Source organism: Shinella sp. OV683 (assembly GCF_057787725.1).
In genome coordinates this window covers 721,700-747,749 of the sequence record NZ_CM173543.1, presented here as the reverse complement: position 1 = coordinate 747,749, position 26,050 = coordinate 721,700, and the positions used below count along the sequence as shown (strand labels likewise).

26 protein-coding genes are annotated in these 26,050 nt (G+C 59.5%); 13 read left to right on the top strand and 13 right to left on the bottom strand.

The window, feature by feature from the left end; genetic code table 11:
- Positions 1-22: 22 nt before the first annotated feature.
- Positions 23-1,024 (top strand): LLM class flavin-dependent oxidoreductase, encoded by a 1,002-nt coding sequence (locus ACXHRN_RS03635; RefSeq protein ID WP_488639982.1) that lies wholly within the window; start codon positions 23-25, stop codon positions 1,022-1,024.
- A 57-nt stretch (positions 1,025-1,081) separates the two neighbouring features.
- On the opposite strand, the gene ACXHRN_RS03630 is transcribed toward ACXHRN_RS03635, so the two are convergent.
- From ACXHRN_RS03630 to ACXHRN_RS03600, 7 genes are all read right to left on the bottom strand, one after another.
- Positions 1,082-1,828 (bottom strand): YebC/PmpR family DNA-binding transcriptional regulator, encoded by a 747-nt coding sequence (locus ACXHRN_RS03630; RefSeq protein ID WP_488639981.1) that lies wholly within the window; start codon positions 1,826-1,828, stop codon positions 1,082-1,084.
- A gap of 81 nt (positions 1,829-1,909) precedes the next feature.
- Entirely contained in the window at positions 1,910-2,746 is an 837-nt protein-coding gene (locus tag ACXHRN_RS03625; RefSeq protein ID WP_488639980.1) for an MBL fold metallo-hydrolase, read from the bottom strand.
- A 109-nt stretch (positions 2,747-2,855) separates the two neighbouring features.
- A complete protein-coding gene (locus ACXHRN_RS03620; protein ID WP_488639979.1) occupies positions 2,856-3,680 on the bottom strand; it encodes a TIGR00282 family metallophosphoesterase in 825 nt (274 codons plus the stop codon).
- Complete coding sequence (locus ACXHRN_RS03615) at positions 3,681-4,265, bottom strand: 5-formyltetrahydrofolate cyclo-ligase (protein WP_488639978.1); 585 nt, start codon at positions 4,263-4,265, stop codon at positions 3,681-3,683. It lies immediately after the preceding gene.
- A gap of 89 nt (positions 4,266-4,354) precedes the next feature.
- Entirely contained in the window at positions 4,355-5,035 is a 681-nt protein-coding gene (locus ACXHRN_RS03610; RefSeq protein ID WP_488639977.1) for a DUF1345 domain-containing protein, read from the bottom strand.
- Positions 5,036-5,064: 29 nt separating this feature from the next.
- Positions 5,065-5,256 carry a DUF1192 domain-containing protein gene (locus tag ACXHRN_RS03605; RefSeq protein ID WP_488639976.1) on the bottom strand — a complete coding sequence of 64 codons (192 nt, stop codon included), beginning with the start codon at positions 5,254-5,256 and terminating at the stop codon, positions 5,065-5,067.
- Complete coding sequence (locus ACXHRN_RS03600) at positions 5,253-6,548, bottom strand: MFS transporter (protein ID WP_488639975.1); 1,296 nt, start codon at positions 6,546-6,548, stop codon at positions 5,253-5,255. The genes ACXHRN_RS03605 and ACXHRN_RS03600 overlap by 4 nt, the downstream gene beginning before the upstream one ends.
- A 205-nt stretch (positions 6,549-6,753) precedes the next feature.
- Here ACXHRN_RS03600 and ACXHRN_RS03595 point away from each other — a divergent pair, with 205 nt between their 5' ends.
- Positions 6,754-6,912, top strand: coding sequence for a hypothetical protein (locus tag ACXHRN_RS03595; RefSeq protein WP_488639974.1), 159 nt, complete (start codon positions 6,754-6,756; stop codon positions 6,910-6,912).
- Positions 6,913-6,920: 8 nt separating this feature from the next.
- Here the strand turns inward: ACXHRN_RS03595 and ACXHRN_RS03590 are convergent, their stop codons facing one another.
- Positions 6,921-7,949, bottom strand: a complete 1,029-nt coding sequence (locus tag ACXHRN_RS03590) for a peptidoglycan -binding protein (protein WP_488639973.1) — start codon at positions 7,947-7,949, stop codon at positions 6,921-6,923.
- Between the two features lies 1 nt (position 7,950).
- Entirely contained in the window at positions 7,951-8,982 is a 1,032-nt protein-coding gene (locus ACXHRN_RS03585) for a flagellar motor protein MotA (protein WP_488639972.1), read from the bottom strand.
- A gap of 540 nt (positions 8,983-9,522) precedes the next feature.
- Here ACXHRN_RS03585 and rcdA point away from each other — a divergent pair.
- The 5 genes from rcdA to ACXHRN_RS03560 all read left to right on the top strand — a co-directional run bounded on the left by rcdA (position 9,523) and on the right by ACXHRN_RS03560 (position 14,384).
- The gene (rcdA, locus tag ACXHRN_RS03580; protein WP_488639971.1) at positions 9,523-10,041 is read left to right on the top strand and encodes a protease adaptor protein RcdA; all 519 of its coding nucleotides are present in this window, start codon (positions 9,523-9,525) and stop codon (positions 10,039-10,041) included.
- A 218-nt stretch (positions 10,042-10,259) separates the two neighbouring features.
- A complete protein-coding gene (ykgO, locus tag ACXHRN_RS03575) occupies positions 10,260-10,385 on the top strand; it encodes a type B 50S ribosomal protein L36 (protein WP_280778017.1) in 126 nt (41 codons plus the stop codon).
- A 59-nt stretch (positions 10,386-10,444) separates the two neighbouring features.
- A complete protein-coding gene (locus tag ACXHRN_RS03570) occupies positions 10,445-11,065 on the top strand; it encodes a hypothetical protein (protein ID WP_488639970.1) in 621 nt (206 codons plus the stop codon).
- 60 nt (positions 11,066-11,125) lie between these two features.
- Entirely contained in the window at positions 11,126-12,148 is a 1,023-nt protein-coding gene (locus tag ACXHRN_RS03565; protein WP_488639969.1) for an alpha/beta fold hydrolase, read from the top strand.
- A gap of 142 nt (positions 12,149-12,290) precedes the next feature.
- The gene (locus tag ACXHRN_RS03560; protein ID WP_488639968.1) at positions 12,291-14,384 is read left to right on the top strand and encodes a putative bifunctional diguanylate cyclase/phosphodiesterase; all 2,094 of its coding nucleotides are present in this window, start codon (positions 12,291-12,293) and stop codon (positions 14,382-14,384) included.
- Between the two features lie 45 nt (positions 14,385-14,429).
- On the opposite strand, the gene pyk is transcribed toward ACXHRN_RS03560, so the two are convergent.
- Both pyk and ACXHRN_RS03550 read right to left on the bottom strand, forming a co-directional pair.
- The gene (pyk, locus tag ACXHRN_RS03555; protein WP_488639967.1) at positions 14,430-15,869 is read right to left on the bottom strand and encodes a pyruvate kinase; all 1,440 of its coding nucleotides are present in this window, start codon (positions 15,867-15,869) and stop codon (positions 14,430-14,432) included.
- Entirely contained in the window at positions 15,869-16,312 is a 444-nt protein-coding gene (locus ACXHRN_RS03550; RefSeq protein ID WP_488639966.1) for a DUF1036 domain-containing protein, read from the bottom strand. The genes pyk and ACXHRN_RS03550 overlap by 1 nt, the downstream gene beginning before the upstream one ends.
- A gap of 368 nt (positions 16,313-16,680) precedes the next feature.
- Here ACXHRN_RS03550 and ACXHRN_RS03545 point away from each other — a divergent pair, with 368 nt between their 5' ends.
- The 3 genes from ACXHRN_RS03545 to ACXHRN_RS03535 all read left to right on the top strand — a co-directional run bounded on the left by ACXHRN_RS03545 (position 16,681) and on the right by ACXHRN_RS03535 (position 18,166).
- The gene (locus ACXHRN_RS03545) at positions 16,681-17,475 is read left to right on the top strand and encodes an N-formylglutamate amidohydrolase (RefSeq protein ID WP_488639965.1); all 795 of its coding nucleotides are present in this window, start codon (positions 16,681-16,683) and stop codon (positions 17,473-17,475) included.
- Between the two features lie 17 nt (positions 17,476-17,492).
- Entirely contained in the window at positions 17,493-17,801 is a 309-nt protein-coding gene (locus tag ACXHRN_RS03540) for a DUF1244 domain-containing protein (protein WP_488639964.1), read from the top strand.
- Positions 17,802-17,896: 95 nt separating this feature from the next.
- Positions 17,897-18,166: a DUF2312 domain-containing protein gene (locus ACXHRN_RS03535; RefSeq protein WP_488639963.1), complete on the top strand. Its 270-nt coding sequence runs from the start codon at positions 17,897-17,899 to the stop codon at positions 18,164-18,166.
- 104 nt (positions 18,167-18,270) lie between these two features.
- Here ACXHRN_RS03535 and ACXHRN_RS03530 read toward each other — a convergent pair whose 3' ends face one another.
- Together ACXHRN_RS03530 and ACXHRN_RS03525 are read right to left on the bottom strand one after the other, a co-directional pair.
- Positions 18,271-20,103, bottom strand: a complete 1,833-nt coding sequence (locus ACXHRN_RS03530; RefSeq protein WP_488641818.1) for a peptidoglycan L,D-endopeptidase MepK — start codon at positions 20,101-20,103, stop codon at positions 18,271-18,273.
- A gap of 452 nt (positions 20,104-20,555) precedes the next feature.
- Positions 20,556-22,142, bottom strand: coding sequence for a sigma-54-dependent transcriptional regulator (locus ACXHRN_RS03525; RefSeq protein WP_488639962.1), 1,587 nt, complete (start codon positions 22,140-22,142; stop codon positions 20,556-20,558).
- A 173-nt stretch (positions 22,143-22,315) separates the two neighbouring features.
- Here ACXHRN_RS03525 and ACXHRN_RS03520 point away from each other — a divergent pair, with 173 nt between their 5' ends.
- Genes ACXHRN_RS03520 through ACXHRN_RS03510 form a run of 3 tightly spaced genes read left to right on the top strand, consistent with a single transcriptional unit; the run spans position 22,316 to position 25,998 of the window.
- Positions 22,316-24,187, top strand: a complete 1,872-nt coding sequence (locus ACXHRN_RS03520; protein WP_488639961.1) for a M3 family oligoendopeptidase — start codon at positions 22,316-22,318, stop codon at positions 24,185-24,187.
- 21 nt (positions 24,188-24,208) lie between these two features.
- A complete protein-coding gene (locus ACXHRN_RS03515; protein ID WP_488639960.1) occupies positions 24,209-25,366 on the top strand; it encodes an aminodeoxychorismate synthase component I in 1,158 nt (385 codons plus the stop codon).
- Complete coding sequence (locus ACXHRN_RS03510) at positions 25,363-25,998, top strand: aminotransferase class IV family protein (RefSeq protein ID WP_488639959.1); 636 nt, start codon at positions 25,363-25,365, stop codon at positions 25,996-25,998. The genes ACXHRN_RS03515 and ACXHRN_RS03510 overlap by 4 nt, the downstream gene beginning before the upstream one ends.
- The last annotated feature ends 52 nt before the right edge of the window (positions 25,999-26,050 follow it).

The window sequence follows — 26,050 nt, the reverse complement described above, 5'->3', positions numbered from 1 at the left end:
CCCCCGCTGCAGGAATTGCGCCATGATCCCCTTTTCAATCCTTGATCTTTCGACCGTCGCCGAAGGCAGCACCATTTCGGAGTCGCTCGAAAATACCCGGCAGATGGCGATCAAGGCTGAGGAACTGGGCTATCATCGCTACTGGCTGGCCGAACATCACGGCATGCCGGCCGTCGCCAGCGCTGCAACGTCAATCCTGATTGGCCATGTCGGCGCCGCAACCTCGCGCATTCGCATCGGTTCGGGCGGCGTCATGCTTCCCAATCATTCGCCCCTCGTCGTCGCCGAACAGTTCGGCACGCTGGCCTCGCTGTTTCCGGGTCGCGTCGATCTCGGCCTTGGCCGCGCGCCGGGAACGGACATGCGCACCGCGCGCGCGCTCCGCCGCGATCTCGAAGCGGGTGCCAATGGCTATCCCGAGGATGTGCTGGAGTTGCAATCCTATTTCGCCGATGCCACCGACGACACCAAGGTGCTGGCGGTGCCAGGCTACGGCACGCATGTGCCGCTGTGGATCCTGGGCTCGAGCCATTACAGCGCACATCTCGCCGGCATGCTCGGCCTGCCCTATGCCTTCGCCTCGCATTTTGCACCAGATTCGCTGTTCGAGGCGCTGCAGATCTATCGAGAACGCTTCCAGCCATCAGCCCAACTCGACAAACCCTACACGATGGTCGGCATCATGGGCGTGATCGCCGATACCGACGAGGAAGCAGCCTATCACTTCACCTCGTCGCAACAGCAATTCGTCAATCTGCGCCGCAATGTCCGCGGCCCCTTCCCGAAGCCCGTGAGGTCGATGGACGGTATCTGGAACGACATGGAACGGATGGGTGTCGAGCACGCGCTAAGCTTTGCGATTGTCGGTTCACCAACAACAGCCCAACAACAACTCTCGCGCTTTCTTGAAGCGACCAAGGCCGATGAGTTGATCATCTCGACGCCGATCCATGATTTCAGCGCCCGCCTCAAATCGATCGAACACTTCGCGGCGCTGCCGGGGCAGATGAAACTGGCAGCATGAAAAATGCCCGGACGCGGTTCGCATCCGGGCACTCAATATCTCAGACGACAGATGGGATCAGGCAGACAGCTTGGCCAGCACGTCTTCCGGAATGTCCATGTTGGTATAGACATTCTGCACATCGTCGTCGTCTTCGAGCGAATCCGTCATCTTGATCAGTGACAGCGCACGGTCTTCATCGACCGGGATCGAGTTCTGTGCGCGCCAGACCGGCTTGACGGTTTCGGCCTGGCCGAGCAGGCCTTCAAGCGCCTTGGACACTTCATTCATGGCTTCAAAGCCGCAATAGATCGTGTGGCCGTCTTCATCGGTGACGACATCATCGGCACCGGCTTCGATCGCTGCGTCCATCACCTTGTCGGCGTCGCCGGCGGAGAGCTTGTAGGTGATCTCGCCGACATGGTCGAACGAGAATGACACCGAGCCGGTTTCACCCAGTGCGCCGCCGGCCTTGGTGAAGATCGAACGGACGTTGGACGCCGTGCGGTTGCGATTGTCGGTCAGCGCTTCGACGATGACGGCGATGCCGCCCGGGCCATAGCCTTCGTAGCGGACCTGATCATAGTTCTCGCCGTCGGCGCCCGATGCCTTTTTGATCGCGCGATCGATGTTGTCCTTCGGCATCGACTGGGCCTTGGCGTTGTTGACGGCCAGGCGCAGCGCGGAGTTCATATCGGGATCGGGCAAGCCGGCCTTGGCGGCAACGGTGATTTCACGCGCCAGCTTGGAAAACATCTTCGAACGGATCCCATCTTGCTTTCCCTTGCGGTGCATGATGTTCTTGAATTGTGAATGGCCTGCCATGGCACCCCTGCATATCGGTTCGTTTTCTTGAATGCGGCCTTATATTGCCTGAAAAGGCGGCATTCAAGGGGGCAATGCAATTCACTGCATGCCTTTCACGATCAGGATTTCCGGTTTCTTCGGCAGCGTGTCGACCGATATGTCGACGATGTTGGATGGCGCCAGCCTTATGTCGAAATCCGCCTTGAACATCGCCAGGAAGTTTGCGAGGGGCGGTCCCGGCCGGTGCATCGGCAGGATCAGCGACGACCGAAGCCGCTGTACCACCCTGCTCATGCTGACCGCGCCCATGGCCAGCCCGCCATCGACGGGCACCATCAGTACATCGAGCCTGCCGATCTCGGCATACTGGCCCTCCGACAACTCCTGATGCAAGTGCCCGAGATGGCCGATGCAGAGACCGGCCACCTCAAATATGAAAATCGAATTGCCGTCCGGCTGAAAACCGCCGAGGCCGCCGCGAATATCGGTCGTCACATTGCGGATGAACGTGTCGCCAACGACGAGATGATATTCAGCCTTCTTGCTGGGATCATCGCTCCAGCCATGCAGCACAAACTCGATCCGAGGATCGGGCGTCAGTGTGTAGTGGGTCGAGTGAGCGCGGTTCATGGTGGCAACGCGCGGCATGACTGGCGGCACGATGTAGCCGTTGTAATCGGTGGCGATCGTCACACCTGCAGGCGTCTCGATCAGGAATGTCGAGTGACCGATAAAGGTCAGCTTGACCGTCTGATCCGCCGCGGTGGGAATGGCTGTTAGCTTAGGCGCAGCACCAACATCGTAGTGGGCGAACGTGGCTCCCGGCAAGTTCTGGGCAATGGCCTGGCATTGGCTGTAATGGCGAGGCTGTTCCTGTGCCGTGGCAATCGCCGGAAAAGTCAGCAATCCAGCAAACATCAAAAGCCATCGCAGCATTTCGCCACCTCGCATAGCTCTCCGCAACCGCAAAAACATGCGGGAGGATGACTACGAGGTCCAGACCGAAAACGTCCAGACCGGCTCACAATGCCGTGAGCCCCAAGGCCTAGCGCCAGAAATCCGGCAGCGTTTCCTGCAGGCGTGCGCCCAGCCTGAGTGGTGCGATCTTCTCTGCAAGTCCCGTACGATCGGAGATCTCGACGCCGACGCCGCAGATGGTCGCAGCACCCGTCGCCGGTTCCATGCGCCCACGCGGCACCTTGGTCAGGAAGCGGTTGAGCGGCTCTTCCTTGTCCATGCCCAGCGAGGAATCATAGTCGCCGCACATGCCGGCATCGGAAAGATAGGCCGTGCCACCATTGAGGATTTGATGATCGGCAGTCGGCACATGCGTGTGCGTGCCGACGACGAAGCTCGCGCGGCCATCGACGAAATGTCCGAAGCATTGCTTTTCGCTGGTCGCTTCGGCGTGAAAATCGAAGATGACGGCATCGGCCTGCTCACCGAGCGGGCACGCTTCGATGATCGTTTCAGCCGCCTTGAACGGGTCGTCGAGTTCCGGATGCATGAACACCCGGCCCATAATGTTGGCAACCAGCACGCGCGCGCCATTCTTGGCGAAAAACAGGCCCGAGCCCTTGCCGGGCGTGCCGGAGGGATAGTTGGCCGGCCTCAGGAACTGGTCGTGGCGGCCGGCAAACACCAGCGCCTCGCGCTGGTCCCAGACGTGATTGCCCGTCGTCACCACATCGGCGCCGGCTGCCAGTGTCGAGGTGAAGATGTCCTCGGTGATGCCGAAACCGCCGGCCGCATTCTCACCATTGACGACAACAAAATCCAGCTTGAGATCGGAGATGAGGCCCGGCAGCCGGCTCCACACCGCCTCGCGGCCCACCTTGCCGACCATGTCGCCGAGAAACAGAAAACGCATTCACTGATCCTTCCGAAACACGTGCAGCCCGCTTTCGGTGAGAACCGCATCCAGCGGAACGTCATGAGGCTCGAATGGCACTATGTCTACTTGCTGGCAATCGAAGGCTATGCCAATCAACCGTGGTTTGCGGCCCTTCGCATAGAGTTTGGCAATGGCCCGGTCGTAGTGACCCGCGCCATATCCTATGCGGTGGCCGCTCGCGTCGAAGGCGGAAAGCGGAACAAGCAGGATATCCGGGTCTACGACCGTTGCTTGCGGGCCAGGCCCACTGGTTCCGAAGCCTGTTTCGACCATAGGCATGCCGTCGGAGATTTCGCGAAAGACGATCGTGTGCTTGTCCAGCACCACAGGCAGGCAAAGGCGCGCGCCGCGCCCTTTCAGCCGGTGCATCAGCGGCCGGATATCGGCCTCGGTCCGGATGGGGAAGAAACCGGAGATCACTTCACCCGGCTCGAACATGATGATTTCAGATGCGAGGTCGGCCATCAGCAGGCTTTTATCAATCCGCTCTTCCACCGGAATAGCATCACGGGCACCAAGCCGCGCCTTGCGCAATTGCGCTTTGCTGATCTTCACGTCCATGTGGCCTCTGGTATCGTCTAATGAAAGGCGATCTCTAGAGCCTTTCATGGCCAAATGGAAGGCTCCGGCGCGACAACACCGAGGTCAAATCAGAGAAAGCTCGCAGCGATGTTGATGCTGAGCGCCAGGATCGTGGTGTTGAAGAAATAGGATATGACCGATTGAATCAGCACCAGAAGTCGCATCTGTCGCGATACGATACCGATGTCGGCGGTTTGGTTGGCGACGCCGATGGTCACCGTGAAATAGAGAAAGTCGATGTAGTTGGGACGCTCGTGGCCGAGGAACTTGATTCCACCACCCTCGCGATTGCTGGTCCGGTCCTCGCCCTTACCCTTCATGTAGTATTCGTGGGCATAGTGCTCGGTGAAGATGATCTGGATAAACGCCCAAGAGAGCACGATCGTGGCCAGAGACACCAAGACGTAGAAGAGCGCGTGCGGATTGTGGCCATTTTCCTCGTTGAGCTTCACGAGTTCGATGACGATCGCGGCCAGGCTGGCAACGGCCGCGATGATCGAGAGCACCAGATATCCGTATCGCCCTCCGTCGACCAATTCGGCTCGCTTCTGCATTGACTCCTCGGTGGCGCCAATCATCTTGTAAGCCGCCATCACGAGATATGCGCATACCGATATGTTCCAGGCGAGAAGCCAACGCGCGGCATGGTCATTTTCGAATGGAACGGCAAAGAACAGCACCGCACCGATCAGCATGCAGAGGAACAGAATCGGTCGTGCTTTGAGATGCCGTAACAGTTCCGTCTCCAACCCTAGCGCCGCGGATTCGCAAACCCGACCTACTTTTTGAAAAGGCTTTCCGCCACATTGCGGCTCGATGACTTCGCCGCGATCTCCGCTTCGATACGCGCAATCTCCTGCTTGAGAAGCGCGATGCGCTTGTCGAGCTCGTCGACGGAAATTGCCGACAGATCAGCACCGATCTCGTGGCTGGTCTTCTTGACTGGCTTGTCGTCGTCGAACAGGGTCATGTCGCCTCCGTTCCCAGATCCTTTTCATCGAAACTAGTCTTATCGCTGGAAGGCGGCAAGGGCTGCGAGCGCGGGTCGAGCGACAGGCTTTCCGGCGTCGTCTGCGTGCCCGACGACACGGACGTATAGGCGTCGCGTTCCCCGACCGGGATTGGCGCCCTGAGCTTGGAGCGGACGATCGCGTGGATGGTGATCAAGGCATGTGCCGTCGCCGTCACCCCGAACAGCGCATAGGGTCCGAAATGCTGCATGATCGGGCCGCCAACCGACGGGCCGATCACCGTGCCGATGCCGTAAAGCAGCAGCAATCCGCCCGAGACGTTCATGAACTCGGATGGCTTGGCGAAGTCGTTGGCATGCGCGACCGCGATCGGATAGAGCGCGTTTGCCGTGGCGCCATAGACGCCCACCAGGATCAACAACACGACGACATTGCTCGGCGCTAGGACGAACATCTGGAAGCCGGCAAGCCAGGCAATGCCGGACAGGATCGCCATGACATAACGCCGGTCCATGCGATCGGACATACGGCCGGCCGGCATCTGCATGGCGGCGCCGGCAAAGATGGTGATCGTCATCATCAACGCGATGTCGCCAGCTGTCAGCCCCGCCTTGGAGCCGAACACGGCGCCCAGCGTGCCCCACGCACCGTTGGCGATACCGACCAGCAGGATGCCAATAAAGGACACCGGGGAGTTTCGATAGAGAGCCGTGAGATCGAGACTGATTTCGCTCAACGGCTTCGGCGTCTGCGCTGTCGAAATCAGCGTCGGCAGCATCGCAAGGCAATAATAGATGCCGGCGATCATGAACAGAACGGGTGTGTGGATATCGACGAAGGCCACCGTCATCTGTCCGCCAACCACGCCCAGCAGCGTAATCGAAATGTAGAGCGAGAAGATCATGCCGCGGCTCTTGTTGTCCGCCCGCTCATTCAGCCAGCTCTCGATGATCATCGAGGTCGCAGCGGTCGAGAAGCCAGTCACCGCGCGCGAGATGATCCAGAAGGTCGGATCGACGAAGATGCCGGTCAGCAGCGCGGTGATGGCGATGATCGAGATAAAGCCGGAGAAGGCTCGCACATGGCCCATGCGCTTGACCAGCGCACGCGCGAAGATGCAGCCGAGCACGAAGCCGCCAGCCCACGAGGTACCGAAAAAGCCCATGATGGTTTCGGTATAGCCTTCTGACGTGCCGCGCATCGGCATCAGCAGGCTGTGCAAACCATTGCCGAGAAACAAAAACAGGGTTCCGGTCAGGAGGGCCAAAACGGAAATCAGATTTTGCTTCATGAACCGGCTCTCTGGACTGTCGAATTCCGCCACAGGCGATGCACTATGGCATAGCCTGACGGCTTGTCATACGGATGATACTGATTTGGCGGAGAGCAGCGATTCGCATTCAAAGCACCTTGCCAACGATCCCCCACCGGCAGGAGCTCCACCCAATTAAATAATCGTGCCGATTGTGTGGCAGAATGGTTAAGGATTTGGAATTTTGACGAAAATCGTTCCGATACTGGCGATCATTCTGATGGTCCTGCACCTCGTCCGGCCGATCGGTTTGCCGGGATTGCGCAAGCGCCGCGATTTCTGGAAGATTGCCCTGGTAATGATCGCCGCCGTGCTGGTGACGGCGGTTCTGCATCAATATTGATTGCCGATTTACCGCTCTGTCAGCTTCAGCTCGATACGGCGGTTCTGGCCCCGAGCCTCGTCGCTGTCGCCTTCTGCAATCGGCTGATACTGGCCAAAGCCTGCCGCGACCAGACGGTTGGCCGGCACGCCCTTGGAGATAAGGTACTTCACCACCGACGTCGCGCGACCGGATGAGAGCTCCCAGTTGTCGGCGTACTTGCCGGTACCGGACAGCGGCACATTGTCCGTGTGTCCGTCCACCCGCAGCACCCAGTTGATCTCGGCGGGAATTTCCTTGGAAAGATCGATGATTGCCGACGCCAGTTTGTCCATCTCGCCCGTACCCGCCGCGTTCAGGTCGGCGCCGCCGGAGGGAAACAGCACTTCCGACTGGAAGACGAAGCGGTCGCCGACGATGCGGATATTCTCACGATCCGACAGGATCTCGCGCAGCCGCCCGAAGAAGTCGGAACGGTAGCGGTTCAATTCCTGCACGCGTTGTGCCAGCGCGACATTCAGCCGACGGCCGAGATCAGCGATCTTGGTCTGCGAGTTCTTGTCCTTGGATTCAGACACCTGCAATGCTTCCTCGACTGCGGCGATCTGGGCGCGCAGCGCGGCGATCTGCTGGTTGAGCAACTCGACCTGGTTCAGAGCCCGCGCACTGACCTCTTTTTGCTGAGAGAGCTCGCCGGACAGCGTGCCTGCCCGCGCCTCAGCGCTGTCCGCAGTACCCGTTCCCTGGTCGAGCAACTTCTGCAGCTTGGACTTTTCGCTTTCCGCCATGGCAAGCTGCGCCTGCAGATTGGCAAACGAGTCTTCGAGATCCTGCTTGCCGCCCTTTTCGAGCGCCAGCAGTTGCGTCAATTCGTTAATCTGGTTGTTGAGCCGGTCGAGCACCTCATCCTTGCCGGAGATTTCGCGGCTGAGGATGAATTGGCCGAGCACGAACACCGTCAGCAGGAACATGATCGACAGCAGCAGCGTCGATAGCGCATCGACAAACCCCGGCCAGTAGTCGACCGTCCGCTCCCGGCGGCTGCCGCGACGCGCCATCCTACTCTTCCTCGATCTTGTCGGTCAGCCGATCGAGGGTGCGGCGCAGCGCCTTGGATTCCTCCTGCTGAGCCTCGATCCAGTCGCGCAGCATCTGCTGCTCAGTGCGCATGTTGCGCACCAGCCCCTGGATGCCTTCGGCAAGATTGGCCATGGCGGCGGTCGAACGCTGCGAGCTGCCGCCTTCCTGGGTAATCCGCACCAGTTGCTCCGACAGCGTCTTGAGCTCCTCCGACGATCCGGTGGCAAGACTATCGACGACCGGCGCCACGGCAAAATCGCCGGAGACATCGGTGACCGACGACAGCCAGTTTTCAAGCTCATTGTAGAATCGGTTCTGCGCGCGGCCCGCTTGCAGGTCGAGGAAGCCGAGGATCAGCGAGCCGGCAAGACCGAACAGCGACGTCGAGAATGCCGTACCCATGCCCTGAAGCGGCGCCGACAGACTTTCCTTCAATGTATTGAGAATATCCGCCGTCTCACCGCCTCCGGCATCGAGCCCCTGGATGACGGTGTTGATCGAACCGATTGTGCCAAGCAGACCCCAGAATGTGCCGAGCAGGCCGAGGAACACCAGCAGGCCGGTGAGATATCGGGTCGTGTCGCGTGTCTCGTCGAGGCGCGAGGCGATCGAATCGAGAATCGAGCGCAACGCCGTGGTCGATAGTGCCCCCGTCTGGCTCGACGAGATCAGCGCCCGCATCGGCGCCAGCATCACCGGCTCGCGGCCTGCTTTCTCGGTGCTGCCGGCAGCACGAAAGGAATTGAACCAGCGGACTTCCGGCCTGAGCGAAATCACGTGGTTGAAGGCCAGCAGGATGCCGATCAGCAACACGCCCAATATGAGGCTGTTCAGGCCCGGATTGGCGACGAAGGCATTGTGGGCCTGTCGGAAGAGGATGGCCGCGGCGAAGCCGACCAGAATGAGGAAGATGACCATCGTCCAGAAATAGGACATCGGGCTTGAGAGCTTGCGTCCATAGGCGATCTGGGCACCGCTATCGTCCCGATCGAAAAAACCCGAACCTGCCATGCGATTCTTCCACTCCCCAAACTATGGCGGGAGCCTAGATGAAGATTGCGCCGAATTGAAGAGGTCTCGCGTGTATCAAGCCAAGGATAATCCGGTTCCGCGCACATGCGTTCACCCGGCCGCCGCATTCGTAGCGGCATAAGTCTTCAACTCCTCTTCGGACCGTAGCCCTGACCAGTTTGAACAGGCAAGCGTATAGGTGCAGCGCCGCAAAATAATACACCGAGTCTATACTGGTTAACCGAATATTAACCTTTCCAGCCTATTACTATTGTCATCCAGAGCTTCTGGACTCAGGCAATTTTCCCTCCGGGGTTTGGGTCTGATTTTTCTCCCTGTTTTACCTTGAGAGCCGCTTTCGCGGCTCTTTTTTTGTGCCATTACAATCCCTGAATTTTACGAAGATTTAAGGTAATCTGTGGAGATTAACCCTTCCTTAAGAATCATCTTGCACCAGGGCTAAACTGGCTGCATCATCCTGTTATCAAGAATAGTCCCTCGGGGCCTTTGTTACAGTCATGCGTTTAACAGGAAAAAACAATGCTTGAATCCGGAGCCAACACTATCAGCTTTGCCGGCCATGCGGCTTCCTCCGCCCAGTTCAAGGGGCTGTATACCGAAGGCATGGCGCTGGTGGAAGAAACCGCCAGCTACCTCGATGGCGCCGGCCGCCTGGCTTCCAAGAGCCTGCCGCGCATGGCATCCGTGCTTTATGCCGCCGAATCCATGCGCCTGACGACTCGCCTGATGCAGGTCGCCTCCTGGCTGCTGCTGCAGCGCGCCATCAACAATGGCGAAATGAGCCGCGAGCAGGTGATGAGCGAAAAGAAGAAGGTCCGACTCGATACATTCAATGTCGACCGCTCCGCGCCCGGCTGGACCGACCTTCCCGATTCCTTCCGCGACCTGATCGAAAAGTCGGTTCGCCTGCAGAATCGGGTCGCCCTGCTCGATCGCGAGATCTACCGCCCGTCGGAAGTTCCGGTTCCTGCCGCCAACAACCAAAATTCGGTTCAGGCGCAGCTGTCGCTGTTGAAAACCGCTTTCGGTACCCACTGAGTCCTTTGCATGCAGCGTCCCCACCGCTGTTGAAAGCCGCCCAAAAGGCGGCTTTTCCTTTGAATTGCCGCCCTATAGCGGTGAAAATGCTGGCTCTGGCGGTTGACAGAATATCCTTCTGCCGTTACATGCCTCCTCAACTCGGGCGCGCCCTCAAATGGCACGCTTTTGAATGTCAGTCATATCGGGGAAACCCGGCAACGTCGCGGATCAGTACAATGAAGATCAAAAATTCGCTCAAGGCGCTCAAGGCACGTCATCGTGAAAACCGCCTGGTCCGCCGCAAGGGCCGTGTCTACATCATCAACAAGCTCAACCCGCGCTACAAGGCACGCCAGGGCTGATTGCCCGCGTCTTCGAGCGCTTGAGAATCTTGTTTGAATATTCGCACTGGCGGGCTACCATGCCCGCCATGCGCTTTTTCATGCCTGCCCTTTCCATCGTGCTCGCTTGCGGCTTCCAGCCCGCATTGGCCGATGATGCTGCCCCCGCCATCAAGACCGAGAAACTGGTCGAGCAACCGCTCGGACCATTGGCGCCGAATGACGGCCAGCTCGATGAACTCTTCAGCAAATTGAAGAAAGAACGCAGCCCGGAATCGGCGCGCGCCATTGCCGACCAGATTCGCGAGACACTGGCCGTTTCAGGCAGCGCCACTGTCGATATGCTGATGGCCAATGCCGGCAAGGCCGCGACCGACAAGCGCTATGGCGTGGCCCTCGATCTGCTGGATCAGGTCACATTGCTGAAGCCGGATTTTGCCGAGGGCTGGAACCGCCGCGCCAGCGTCCACTACATGATGGGCAACCTGCCCAAGGCGATGTCCGACACCGCCCGCGTCCTGGCGCTCGAGCCGCGCCACATCGGCGCGCTTGCGGGTCTTGCCAGCATGTTGCAGGAAAGCGGTCGCGATGCGCAGGCTCTCAAGGCATTCGAGACTTACCTCAGTTACTACCCAGCAGATCAGGAAGCGCAAAAGCAGGCGCTCGACCTGATCAACAAGCTTTCCAGCCAGAAGACGTGAAACCTTCTGGGCCGTTGCGGCGTATGAAGAATTATCCGATCACGTAAACCACAGCGCTTCATGTCATTTGCCATAAAATTGTTTCTCATTCTCCTTGTCATCCTGTTCGTGATTGCCGCCTGCGGCTTCGCCTTCACACGTTGGCAGGTGCGCAGGATTGCCGAGCGATTCCCCCATATCGGCGAGTTGACCGAGATCGACGGAATCAAGGTCAACAGCGTCCACTGGCCGCGCCCGGCAGGTGCCGACCTGCCGCCGCTGGTTTTCATCCATGGCGCCAGCGGGAACCTGCGCGATCCGATGGGTGCGTTCTTCGAACCTCTCAAGGGTCGCGCCGAAATGCTGTTCGTCGATCGGCCCGGCCATGGCTACTCCGAACGCGGTGACGAGAAGAACCAGACCCCGGACGGCCAGGCCGATGTGATCGCTGCACTGATGAAGGCAAGGGGCATCGATGAGGCCATCATCGTTGGCCACTCCTTCGGCGGTGCCACGACCGCGACACTGGCGCTACGCCACAAGGATATGGTGGCCGGACTGCTTTTCCTTTCGCCGGCCACCCATCCCTGGCCGGGCGGCGTCGATTGGTATTACGACCTTGCCAACATACCCGTCCTCGGTACACTCTTCTGTAACACGTTGGCGCTACCTGCCGGACTGATGATGATCGACGCGGGAATCACCCACGTCTTCTCACCCAATCCTGTTCCCGAAGACTACAGCGAAAAGGCCGCCATCCCGCTGGTGCTGAGGCCGGATAATTTCTGCAGCAATGGCAGCGATGTCACCAATCTGTCGGATTACGTGACGAAGACCCAGCCGCATTACCGCGAGATCACCGCACCGACGATCATCATTACCGGCGATAGCGACGACATCGTCTATGAGGAACTGCATTCCCGCGGCCTGAAGCGCGACATCAAGGGGTCGGAACTCTACTGGATCCGCAACCTCGGCCATAAGCCTGACTACGTCGCCACCGATCTGGCAATCGCCGCAATCGAAAAACTTGCCGGCATGCCGAGGGATCTCGACCGCATTGCCCGCGACGTAGAAAAGCGCCTGGGCACCGGCCGTCGATAGCCGAGAACTCGACGGTTCAATTTTAGGCGGTTCGAATACTGCACAAAAAGCAAGCATCTGCCTACGCATTGATCTTGCTATGATTCTGATTTTATTTAGTTTTTTCGATTATCGTTCCACCATTCGAAGATCAGTGGCCGGAATGAATGCAGTGAACAAAGGCAGCAGGAAGCAGACCATCGTCGAGGGCGACTTCCGTTCGCTGTTCGAGACACACCCGTCACCGATGTGGGTTTATGACCCTGGCACACTGCGTTTCCTGATCGTCAACCGCGCCGCACAGGACCTTTATGGCTATTCCCTTGCTGAATTCAGCGCCAGGACCGTCCTCGACATCCGCCCGAGCTACGAGCGGCAGCGCATGCTGGACGCCGTCCAGAACCGCAGCGACATGGAGATCGCCGAACGCTGGGAGCACCTCAAATCCAACGGCGAGATTTTCCAGGTCCTGACCTACGGGCGCGAAGTGCGACTGGAGGGCCGGAATGCCATCCTAGCCATCGTCCAGGACCGGACCGAGCTCAACGCCGCCGAGCGGGAGGCGCTTGCCACCAAGACATTGCTCGACAGCATCGTCGACAACCTGCCGGTCGGCGTGTTCGTCAAGGACATGACCGAGGACGGTCGCTACATCCGGTTCAACGAGGCCTGTGGCGCGATCATTGGCCTGACGCGGGAGCAGGTCCTCAACAAGGACGACACGATGCTCTTCCCCGCAGAGCAGGCAATGAAGTTCCGCGTGCAGGACGAATGGGCGTTCGCATCGTCGTCGACCACCCACGTGGAGGAGAAGGTCGAGCGCACCGATGGCAATCGCCGCACCGTACGAACGCTCAGGCGCGCCCTGCCATCGACCGACGGACGTGCGCCGCGATACCTCGTCGGCATCTCCCAGGACGTCACCGAAGAGCGCCTGGTCGAAGCCAAGCTCGAACGGCTGGCGATGCACGATGCCCTGACCGGCCTGCCGAACCGCGCTGCGTTTACCGATCATATCCGCAGCCGCTTGTCGGAACTGGATAACACCGGCGCATTTGCCCTGCTCTATGTCGATGTCGATCACTTCAAGCACATCAACGACAGCATCGGCCATCCCGCCGGTGACACGCTTCTTTGCGGGATTGCTCGATGCCTGCTCGAGTTGAAGGATGAGCGGGACTTCGTCGCCCGCCTCGGCGGCGACGAGTTTGCCGTGCTGCTCGATCTCGGCAAAACCGGCAAGCGCCCGCGCGAATTTGCCGAGCAACTGTTCCGAGCACTGGAGACACCCTTCGATCTTGATGGGGTCAGGGAATATGTCAGTTGCAGCATCGGCATTGCGCTCGGTCCCATCGACGGCCGCACCGTTGATGTGCTGATGCGTAGCGCCGATCTCGCGCTCTATGCAGCCAAGGATGCCGGCCGCTCAACCTATCGCTCCTATTCGGCTGACATGCGTATAGAAGCCGAGCGCCGACACTCATTGGCAATGGAGATGCGCGAAGCCATCGCTGAGCACCAGTTCGAGCTGAATTACCAGCCCATCACGCAGCTGAAGAGCGGCGAGCTGACGGGCTTCGAGGCACTGATCCGCTGGCGACATCCGGTACGCGGCCTCGTGTCACCGGCCGAGTTCATTCCCGTGGCCGAGGAAAACGGATTGATCTCGCAGATCGGCGCGTGGGTCCTCCGCGAAGCCTGCGCGACAGCTGCCGGCTGGCCCAGCCATCTCAAGATCGCCGTCAATTTCTCGGTCAGCCAGTTCCGCGACGCCGGCCTGCTGCAGACGCTGGTCAACATTCTGGATGAGACGGGGCTATGCCCCGGCAGGCTGGAAGTCGAGATTACGGAAAGCGTCTTCCTGGCCGACAACGTCCAGGGCATACCGTTGCTCAAGGCGATGAAGGAACTCGGCGTCCGCATCGCCATCGACGATTTCGGCACGGGATATTCATCACTCAGCTATCTCAAGAGCTTCCCCTTCGACAAGATCAAGCTCGACAAAAGCTTCGTCTCGGGCATCCAGACGGGCGCAGGCGACCTCGCCATCATCCGCGCTGTCGCCGGCATCGCGCGTGGCTTCAACGCGACGACACTCGCCGAGGGCGTCGAGACGGAAGCCCAATTGCGTCTGCTGCGTGCCGAGGGCTTTGATGAGGTCCAGGGTTTCCTGCTCGGTAAGCCGATGCCGAGAGATGCAGCCGAGGCACTGATCCAGGAAGATCGCAAGCCAGCCAGAAAACGCGCCGCTTCCTGATCAAATGAAAAGGGCGCCCGAAGGCGCCCAATCTCCTTTACACAATCAGATGCCGCTCAAGCCATCGGAGCCGATATAGGCGATGCGCAGCATGTTGGTCGCCCCCGGCGTTCCAAGCGGTACACCGGCGGTGATGATCAGCCGGTCGCCGGGCTTGCCGAAGCCTTCATTGTGGACGATGCGGCAGGCGCGGTTGACCATGTCGTCAAGGTCGTGCGCGTCTTCGGTGACCACGCAATGCAGGCCCCAGACGATCGACAGGCGACGCGCCGTCTCGATGATCGGCGACAGCGCCAGGACCGGCACTTCAGGCCGCTCGCGGGCGGCACGCAGGCCCGTATTCCCAGAGCCCGTATAACAGACGATGGCCGACAGTTTTAGCGTCTCGGCGATCTCGCGGGCCGCAAGCGAAATAGCGTCGGCGCCGGTCGCTTCCGGCTGCGGACGCTGCGCATGGATGATGTTGGAGTAATAAGGGTCGCGCTCGACCGTGCTGGCGATCGACGCCATGGTCGTCACCGCTTCGATCGGATACTGGCCGGAAGCCGATTCCGCCGACAGCATGATAGCGTCGGCACCTTCGAACACCGCAGTGGCGACGTCGGAAACTTCCGCGCGGGTCGGCACGGCGGCCGAGATCATCGATTCCAGCATCTGGGTCGCGACCACTACCGGCTTGCCGACCTTGCGGCAGGCACGGGTCAGCTGCTTCTGGATGCCGGGAACGGCTTCCAGCGGCATTTCCACGCCAAGGTCGCCACGGGCGACCATCAACGCGTCGGAGAGTTCGATGATCTCGTCAATCCGCTCGATTGCCTGCGGCTTTTCGATCTTCGACATGATGCCGACGCGGTTCTTGGCGATCTTGCGCACTTCAGCCAGATCTTCCGGCCGCTGTACAAAGGAAAGCGCCACCCAGTCAACGCTGCCGGTTGCCAGAACGGCGTCGAGGTCGACACGGTCCTTGTCGGTCAGCGCACCGATGGCGAGCAGCGTATCAGGAAGGCTGACGCCCTTCTTGTCGGAAATCTTGTTGCCGGCGATCACTTTCGTGACGATGCTCGTGCCGTCGCAAACCTCGGCCTTGAGATGCAGCTTGCCATCGTCAATCAGCAGGCGATCTCCGACCTTGACCGATTCCAGGATTTCCGGATGCGGCAGGAAGACCCGATTTTCGTCGCCAGGCGCTTCATTATTGTCGAGCGTAAACGTCTGGCCCGCCTTGAGCTCGACGGAACCGTTGGCAAATTTGCCGACGCGCAGCTTAGGGCCCTGCAGGTCGGCGAGGATGCCGATCGGGCGGCCCGAACGCGCTTCCACCGCCCGGATGCGGCCGATCAGCGTCCGCATCATCTCGTGGCTGGAATGGCTCATATTGATGCGAAAGAGATCGGCACCGGCCTGGTGCAGCTTTTCGATCATGGATTCTTCACTGGAGGCCGGCCCCAAGGTGGCGAGGATTTTGACTTTCCTGTTCCGCTTCATCAATTCTGGCTTTCTTGCGATGCGGGCGTGTCTGTCAACTGAACCATCCAGCTACCCTGACGCCCGGTGTCATATTCCTTGAATCCGAATTGCTGGAACCCGCGCGCATAGCAATCCTGCACGCCGGTGATCTTGAATTCGTTTTCGGCGACGCACATGTTGACGCCACCGGTCCAGCGGCCGCCGCGGGCGGCATCTTCGGCATAGAGATAGTAGAAACGCGACTGCAGCTGACCTTCGATCAGGGTTGCGCATTGCGTGGCTGGGATCTGCCACCAGCCTTCGGAGATCCAGCCTTCCTTCGCCCGGTAGCCGATCGCCACGCCCACAAGGTTCTGCGTCGCATTGCAAACGCGGAATTCCGCCTTTGCGGGTGCCGCGGCGGCGAACGAAAATGTGGTGGCGGCAACGGCGAAAAGCCCAGCCGATATGCAATTCCGCATCCAAATTCCCTTTGGAAGCCGCGCGTCTGAACCCGAAATTGCTTTCCGGGTGAAATGGACGTTACGGGCTTTTGATTTCACGAGCATGACGTCAGTGGCTCCGACCTGCCAAGTGGCTCTTGTGCGTCGATATGTTTTGAATGTCAACGCATTTTCAATCGATTATATCCGGCAAAACGGTGTCTGCCAGCTTCTGGAATCGCCAAGTCGCGATTGCTCTCTCATATGGTGCGCGCATCCCGGAGGCCCGGTTGCCGTGTTTCGATTCATACTCATATTCGCCATTGCGAAAAGTCACAACAACAGCAGCCTTGAAAGCAGCCGAACTCCATGCAAAGACAGAAGAAAAGTGTCAAAAAAGAGTGCCGATGCCGGATTTTCCCGCTTTCGAAACTATCCCGGGTGACCTTGCGCGCGGCTTAATTCTGCTTGCCGATCACGCAACAAACCGCCTGCCGCCCGAATATGGTTCGCTCGGCCTGGCGCCGGAGGCGTTCGCGCGCCACATCGCTTACGATATCGGCATCGAAGCCTTGACGCGGGGGTTGGCTGCCCGGCTCGACGCACCCGCTGTGATGAGCTGCTTTTCAAGGCTGCTGATCGATCCGAACCGCGGCGAGGACGACCCGACGCTGGTGATGAAAATCTCGGACGGCGCCGTCATCCCCGGCAACCATCCAATCTCGTCAGAACAATGGGACGAGCGCATCGCGCGCTTCCATCGTCCTTACCACAGTGCCATCGCCGCAATGATCAGCGATATGGCGGAGGCGACCGGCCAACCGCCATTGGTGATTTCGCTGCATTCCTTCACCCCGTTCTGGAAGGGTGTGGCGCGCCCCTGGCACGCCGCCGTACTCTGGGATGCCGATCCGCGCGCACCGGTGCCCCTGATCGATATGCTCGCGGGGATGGGCGACATCACCATTGGCGACAACGAGCCCTACGACGGTGCGCTCAGGGGCGATACGATGTACCGTCATTGCATGAAGGTCGGCATTCCGCATGTGTTGCTGGAAGTCCGCCAGGATCTGATCGGCGACGATGCGGGTGTCCAGAGCTGGGTCGATCGGCTGGCGCCGGTTTTCTCTGCATTGAATGCCGAGCCGGGACTGCATAAGTACCAGGTCTACACATCGCGCACCGGCCCCTATGAGGCATAGCTCTCGGGAGGAATGAAATGACCGAACTCAGCAAAGACCAGCAGACCGAATTCGAGGCCGCCGCCTTCCGCCGGCTCGTGGAACATCTGCGCGAGCGCAGCGATGTCCAGAACATCGACCTGATGAACCTCGCGGGCTTCTGCCGCAACTGCCTTTCCAACTGGTATCTCGAGGCCGCCAATGCTGCAGGCGCGCCAGTGACCAAGGATGAGTCCCGCGAGCACGTCTATGGCATGCCCTACGAGGCCTGGAAACGCTTGCAGCAATCGGAAGCCTCCGACGCGCAGAAGGCACCGTTCGAAGCCAATCGTCCCAAACACGGTTAGCATTCTTTCTCGCCGATTCCGCTTGACCTCACGAGGCTTTCGCGGCACCTGATCGGCCGGATTTTAAATCAGGGAATCATCCAAGGAGCAGGCGTATGTCTGATGCACATGGCGTGGCCCGCGATCAGCTCAGGTCTTTCATTGAGCGTATCGAACGGCTGGAAGAAGAAAAAAAGACGATCGCAGACGACATCAAGGACGTCTACGGCGAAGCCAAGGGTACCGGCTTCGATACCAAGATCCTCAAGAAGGTGATCTCGATCCGCAAGCAGGACAAGGATGAGCGGATGGAACAGGAAGCGATCCTGGAAACCTACCTGCTCGCGCTCGGCATGCTGGAAACCGCACCGGCCGACGAAGAATAAGCTTCGAATACTGGAATTGAAAAAGCCGCCGGATCATCGATCCGGCGGCTTTTTTTCTGTCTTGTCTTTATGAGGCGCCGCTCTGGGCGTCCCGGAATATTCGGTCAGTCCTGAGCGCTGAACTTCTTCACGGAGAGGAAGTTGACGGCCGTGCCGGAGAACCGCGCCGGATCGACCTGCGCTGATGTCTGGATAAATCCGTCGGCATAGACCTCCGTCGGCAGCTTGCGCATCGTGCGGCTGACGAAACGCGGCGCCTTGACCGGCTTGGTCAGGATCTCGGCGAGACCCTTGTCCAATGCCCACTGGGCAATCATGTTCTGGGTCAGCTTCGGCTCGGTGCGCACGCTATCGGCAGCAGCGGCATCCGCTTCGCTCTTATGCGGGCGGCCACCCTTGATCACCTTCTGCACGACGGGCTCGGCATCGCCGATCTTCACGTCGGCAGGCAGCGTGAACGAGCGGGTCAAGGCCTGCTTGGGAACGTCGAGCGAAGCCATTTCAGCGAGGTTGCCCTGGCTGTCCTTGGCATCGGCTTGGTCCAGGCTGTTGATGATGCTAGCCGTATCGTCTTCATCGGTCGACGCATCGCCCTGGTCGTCGCCCGTTTCAGCAGCAAGCGCTGCGATTTCCTCAGGCTTCAGGTCACCCGCAGGCATTGTTTCACCGTCATCCGCCTTGGCAAGCTGGGCCTCGGGACGAACGCCCGGCACAGGCACGGAGGACAGCGACGCAACATCAGACGGGTCGAGAGAGGCTGTCAGCAATTCGCCATCAGCATCGCCGGGCTGCTTGCGCGCGCCAAGAAGATGCGGAACGGGAATGCGATACTGAGCAAGATTGGTGAATTCGGTCTCGGTTTCTTCGCTCTTGGCGACCAACTCCTCATCCGGCTTCGTCGTCAAAGCAGCCTGCATCGCCTCGTCGGCAGTATTCTTCTTCGTGCCGAGCAGCGCCGTTTCGATTGTCGGCTGAGCGTCGTTGAAGGCGGGGCGAACGATCGGTACCGGCGCCTTGAACTTGTCTTCCTTGACGACTTCCTCGTCGGCGGCAGCCGTCAGGATCGGCTGGTCTTCAAGCTTGGTGTTGCGGCGGCGGTCAGCCTTGGGCTGCTCTGCCTTTGCCGGAACGTCGTTGATCTCTTCTTCGTTCTCGTCAGCCCGGGAGAACAGTGCCGCAAGCAGGCTCTTGCTGCCGCTGCGAACATTGTCGCTGTTCTTGGAGTTGCCGCCGGCAACCACGATCGCGTCGGCACCGACGCGGCGCTTGTAATCTGCCAGAGCGGCAGCATAGCCCGGCATCTGGCCACCTTCGGCGGGGTGATGCAGCGTCTTGCCGTCGGGGAACAGGCGGGCGAGTTCGCGGCGCGGCAAGCGCGGCCAGGCACGAACGCCACCAACATCCATATGCACGAAGGGCGAACCGGATGTCGGGTAGAAGCCGACACCACCGACCTGGAATTTCACGCCAATTTCACGCAGCTTACGCAGCGAAACGTCCGGAATGTAAAAGTCGAGGGCCTTGCCAAGCATGTGCTGGCTTTTTTCGGCGACGCCACGCGAACGCGAGCGGAGCATCTGGTTGGTTTCTGGCGCGCGGTAACCGCAGACGACATTGATGTAATCGTGCGAACCGGATTTCTGGTAGACTTCCCAGATCAAATCGAACAGGCGCGGATCCATGCGGGTCGGTTCGTTGCGACGCCAGTCGCGCAGGATCATGTTGAGCTTCTTGAGGCCGGCAGCATCGTAACGGCCGTTGCGCTTGAAGACGATGGTCATCTTCTCATGCGTATGCAGGTGATAAATCTTCAGCGCACGGGTCTGTCCGGCAGCAGCGACACCCGATGTAAGCAGCGTGGTTGCCAGCACTGCGCCAGCCGCAGCGACCTTCAAAGCGACCGCAGGCTTCCGCAGATATGCAGCAAAACCAACCAGTGCTCTTACAAACCGGTTTTGGGTCTTAATGGCTTGGTACAACTCGATCCCCGTCCACTGGCTACCGTCCCGCTTGCCTCCTTGGAGGCGAAATGAGGTAAGACGATGGCAAATGCGCTACTTAACGTCTTGTCCAAAATTATAGTGAACGATGCCCTAACAAGGACTAAACGCCAACCGTGATTTTTACCAACTGAAGCGTTTATGCCGATTTTGGCGCGTTTTTCCAGCGCTTTTTTCACGGAAAGTGAAACTCCAGAACATTAGTGTGAACGAATTTTCTTGTTCCAGGCTGGCTGAATCCCTAAAAAACAATGAATTTCTGCCAAATACAGATTGTTGAGCCGCACAGACGGACAACTCAAGGTACGCCAGCATCCACAGAAAAAAGCGCCCCAAGGATTGATCCTGGAGCGCATTTCATCACTTTAGCCGCCTTTTTGCGAATCAGTTTATCCGACTTCGCTTTCCTCGAGCACGGGATGCTTCAGCGGATCATCCGGATCGATGCCGTAATCCTTGAGCTTCCGATAGAGCGTCGAGCGTCCGATTCCGAGACGGCGAGCAACCTCGCTCATCTGGCCACGATAAAAGCGGAGCGCGAACCGGATCAACTCTTCTTCAACCGCCGCGATTGTGCGGACCCCACCGTCTGCGCCAAGGCCGGCAATCGTGCCATCGGCAGAGTAGTTCGATGCTGCGGCCGCAGGTTGCGACCTCTGCGTTTCCCGCTCTTCGGACTCAGGTCTGCGGAAATCGGGATAGACCCCCGGCATGTCGGTGATCGAAAGGCTCGGCACCGGCATGACATCCCGGCTCCCCGAGAAGATGCTTTCGCCATTCTCGGTGATATAACCCGGAATCTGCGCGGCGATCTGCGTGAAGTCATCAATGTTGAGTTGATGACCCTGGGCCAGCACAATCGCACGGAAGATCGTGTTTTCAAGCTGGCGGATATTGCCGGGCCAATCGAAAGCAGTCAGCAGTGCCATGGCAGCCGGTGTCAGTTCCGGCACATAGTCCAGCTTCTGGCCGGCGGCGAACCGCTCGACGAAGGCCCGGGCCAGCACCGGAATGTCTTCCTTGCGGCGACGCAGCGCCGGAATGGTGATCGGAAAGACATTGAGGCGATAGTAGAGGTCCTCGCGGAACTCCCCATTTTTCACCGCAGCGATCAGGTCCTTGTTGGTGGCCGAGATCAGCCGCACATCAACCTTGAGCGGACGCCGGGCACCGATCGTCTCGATCTCACCATGCTGGATGGCACGCAGCAACTTGACCTGGACGTCGAGCGGCAGCTCGCCGATCTCATCCAGAAACAGCGTGCCGCCGTCAGCTTCGACGAACTTGCCGGCGTGCTTTTCGGTGGCGCCGGTAAACGCGCCCTTCTCATGGCCGAACAGGATGCTCTCGACCAGGTTCTGCGGAATGGCGCCGCAATTGACCGTGATGAACGGTTTGTTGGCGCGGTCGCTGCCGGATTGGATGGCGCGGGCCACCATTTCCTTGCCGACACCGGATTCGCCTTCCAGCACCACCGGGATATCGGATTGGGCGGCGCGGCGTGCCAGATCCATCACCCGCGTCATTGACGGGCTGACGGCAACGATGTCACCGAAACGGATCGTGCCGGCACGGGCTTTGGCCGGTGCGCGGGATGCTCCGCTGCGATCGACCTTCAGCGCATTGGTGATGGCCGAGCCGATACGCTCGGGGCTCACCGGCTTGACGACGAAATCGAAGGCCCCGGCGCGCATCGCCATGACCACAGTCTCGATACCGCCCTGCCCTGTCTGCACGATCACCGGGATTTCGACACCCTGCTCGCGAATGGCGTTCAGGAAGGCGATACCGTTCATCTCCGGCATCATCAGGTCGAGGATGATTACGCCGATCTTGTCACCGTGGCGGGAAAGCGACTCCAGTCCCTGCTTGCCGTTCTCGGCAAGATGGGCAGTATGTCCAATCCGTTCGACCGCATGCTTGAGAAGTCGTCTCTGCACCGGATCGTCGTCGATCAAAAGAATATGCGTGTTCACAGGCTCTCTCCCTGTTGTTCTTGGGTATTGAAGCCAATTTTACACAGAGGCTTGAAAATCCCGTTTTGAGAAAGACTCGCATTTTATCGATCTGGAAATCTGTTGCGGGACGGTTCAACTTCCTTTGCCTTTGCTCTATGAGTGCAGGCCTGTTGATTTGAGAGGACCGCCGTATGACCTTCATCCCGACCGCCCCGGTATTGCAGCCTGCCGACAGGATCGGCCACGCAGCCAGCGGTGAAAGCGGTGCTGGCGCTCCGCTTGGCGGTCTGCCCAGCTGGAATCTTGGCGATCTCTATCCCTCCGCCGATGGCCCCCTTTTCTCGGGCGATATGGAAAAGGCGCGCGTAAATGCGGCAGCCTTCCAGGAGAAATGGAAAGGTAACCTTGCGGCCGCCTGCGCCAGGACAGGTGACGAAGGGCTCGGTCGGTCGCTCAAGGAGTTCGAGGCGCTGGAAGATCTGATCGGCCGGATCGGCTCCTATGCGGGCCTCACTTATTACGGCGACATGACCGACCCTGCCAAGGGCAAATTCTTCTCCGATACCAGTGCCGCCATCACCGACATCGCCGCCAATCTTCTGTTCTATGGTCTGGAGCTCAACCGTATCGAGGATAGCCTGCTCGAACTCTCCATGACGCAGGACTCGACGGCCGGTCACTATCGCCCTTGGCTCGAGGACCTGCGCAAGGAAAAGCCACATCAACTCGACGATCAGATCGAGCAGCTGTTTCTCGAAAAGTCCCAGACGGGCGGCGCGGCCTGGAACCGGCTTTTCAACGAAACGATCGCGGCCTTACGCTTTCCGCTCGGCGGCGAAGAGCTGTCTCTCGAGGCGGCGCTCGACAAACTCCAGGAGCCATCGCCTGCCACCCGCCGCATCGCCGCGGAAGCCATCGGCTCGGTGTTCAAGCAGAATATCCGTATCTTCACGCTGATCACCAATACGCTGGCCAAGGACAAGGATATTTCCGACCGCTGGCATGGTTTCGTAGATATCGCCGACAGCCGCCACCTCTCCAACCGGGTCGAAGGCCCGGTCGTCGATGCGCTCGCCTCGGCGGTCAAGTCAGCCTATCCGCGCCTGTCGCATCGCTATTACAAGATGAAGGCCAAGTGGCTGGGCATGGAGCAGCTCAATTACTGGGATCGCAACGCGCCGTTGCCCGAGACGCCGGCACAACTCGTGCCTTGGGAAGAAGCACGCGAGACCGTGCTGTCGGCCTATCATGATTTCGCCCCCGAGATGGCCGCGATCACCAAGGAGTTCTTCGACAAGAACTGGATCGACGCCCCCACCCGTCCCGGCAAGGCGCCGGGCGCGTTCGCCCATCCGACCGTGCCGTCGGCGCACCCCTATGTGTTGGTCAACTATCTCGGTAAGCCGCGCGATGTCATGACCCTCGCCCACGAACTCGGCCACGGCGTCCATCAGGTGCTGGCCGGCGGCCAGGGCGCGCTGATGTGCTCGACGCCGCTGACCCTTGCCGAGACCGCTTCCGTATTCGGCGAGATGCTGACGTTCCGCGCCTTGCTTGCCAAGACCAGCAACCGCGCCGAACGCAAGGCGATGCTCGCCCAGAAGGTCGAGGATATGATCAATACGGTCGTGCGCCAGATCGCCTTCTACGAATTCGAGCGCAAGCTGCACACGGCGCGCAAGGAGGGCGAACTGACCTCGGAACAGATCGGTGAGCTCTGGCTCTCCGTCCAGGGCGAGAGCCTCGGGCCGGCGATCAAGATTTCCGAGGGCTATGAGAGCTGGTGGGCCTATATCCCTCATTTCATTCATTCACCCTTCTATGTCTATGCCTATGCATTCGGCGATTGCCTGGTGAACTCACTCTATGCCGTCTATCAGAATGCTGCTGAAGGCTTTCAGCAGAAGTATTTCGAGCTTCTCAAGGCTGGCGGCACCAAGCATTATGCCGAGCTTCTTCAGCCGTTTGGGCTCGATGCCGCCGATCCGTCGTTCTGGGACAAGGGCCTGTCGATGATCGAAGGCCTTATCGACGAGTTGGAGGCCCTTGATAGGGCTGGCTAAACACCAGTCAGGATAAGGCGAATGCATCCAGAAGCCCCCTTCGTGCTGCTGCGGGACGATCCGGCCGACGAGACGATGGTCTTCGTCGATCCTCGGGAACTGATCGTCGCACGCGACGCCAAGTCTTTCTTCGCCGGTCTCGCCCGGCTCGAACAGGCGCGCCACGAGGGCAAATGGATTGCCGGCTTCATGTCCTACGAAGCCGGCTACCTCTTCGAGAACAAGCTCGCGCCTTTAGCGAGCCTCGACCGCGAAACGCCGCTGATGGCTTTCGGGATCTTCGACGGCCCGACGCCCGATCATTCCCTGTCGACACCGCGCCAGCGCACAGAGAACGAACCCTTTCTCAAGGGCGCCCGGCCCGACTGGAGCTTTGACGACTATAAGGTGCGTTTCGACAAGCTGCATTGGCATATCCGCCAGGGCGACTGTTATCAGGCCAACCTCACCATGCCGATCCGCGCCGAATGGACCGGCGATCCGATCGCCGCCTTCTGGTCGCTGATCGAGCGCCAGCCCGTACACTACGGTGCGCTCGTCAATCTCGGTGGACCTGTGGTTCTCTCCCGTTCGCCGGAACTGTTCTTCAATATCGATCGAGACGGATGGATCGAGACCCATCCGATGAAGGGCACAGCACAGCGTGGTGCAACGCCGGAGGAGGACCGCGCCATCGTCGAGGCCATGAAGGCAGACGAGAAGACGCAGGCCGAAAACCGCATGATCGTCGATCTCCTGCGCAACGATATCTCGCGCATCACCGAAGTCGGCACGCTCGATGTGCCGAAGCTGTTCGATATCGAGACCTATCCAACGGTCCACCAGATGGTCAGCCACGTCCGTGCCAAGCTGCTGCCAAACCTCACTGTCACCGATATCTTCGCCGCACTGTTTCCCTGTGGCTCTGTAACCGGCGCACCAAAAATGCGGGCGATGGAGATCATCCACGATCTCGAGACCGGTCCGCGCGATGCCTATTGCGGCTCGATCGGCTTCATCGCCCCCGATGGCCGCATGTGTTTCAACGTGGCAATCCGCACCATCTCCCTGTTTGACGACGGTCGCGCAGTGTTCAATGCCGGCGGAGGCATCGTCTTCGACTCCCGCGCCCAGGACGAATATGCCGAATGTCTTTGGAAGGCCCGTTTCGCAATCGGCGACGAGGAGATCGGACGGTGAATGCCTTCTCGCTGATCGAGACGATGCGTTTCGAACGCGGTCAAGGCATCATCCGCTTGCGCCTGCACATGGCACGACTGGCAAACTCCGCCCGCAAGCTTGGTTTTTCCGGCTACGAAGAATCGAAAGCGGCACTGCTTCAGAAGATTGGCACTCTCAGCGAACCGAGTCGCGTGCGGCTCGAACTGTTCGGCGATGGCCACCATGAGATCACCAGCGCCGCTTTCATACCTCTTCCGGACGACGCAGTGTGGACGGTGCGCATTGCCGCCTCGGTCCGGCTGAGTTCTTCTGAGCCGCTCCTACGCCACAAAACGTCGATGCGCAGCACCTATGATGTTGCTCGCGGTGAATTTACGCGTGAGCAGTGCGATGAAGTAGTGCTTCTCAATGACAAGGGTGAAATATCCGAAGGTACGATCACCAATCTCTTTGTCGAAGGTCCCGAAGGCAGGCTGCTGACCCCGCCCCTCTCCTCAGGTTGCCTTGCCGGGGTACTGCGCACCTCACTCCTTTGCCAGAAGAAGGCTCGGGTTGCGCGCATCCTGCCCGCCGAGCTCGCCGACCAGCCATTCTATCTCGGCAACTCGTTGCGCGGGCTGATCCGAGGCAGATTGATCACCGATTCCTAAGATAGCGCCATTTCGGAACTGATTGGCCGGTAACTGCCCTTGCACCACATCA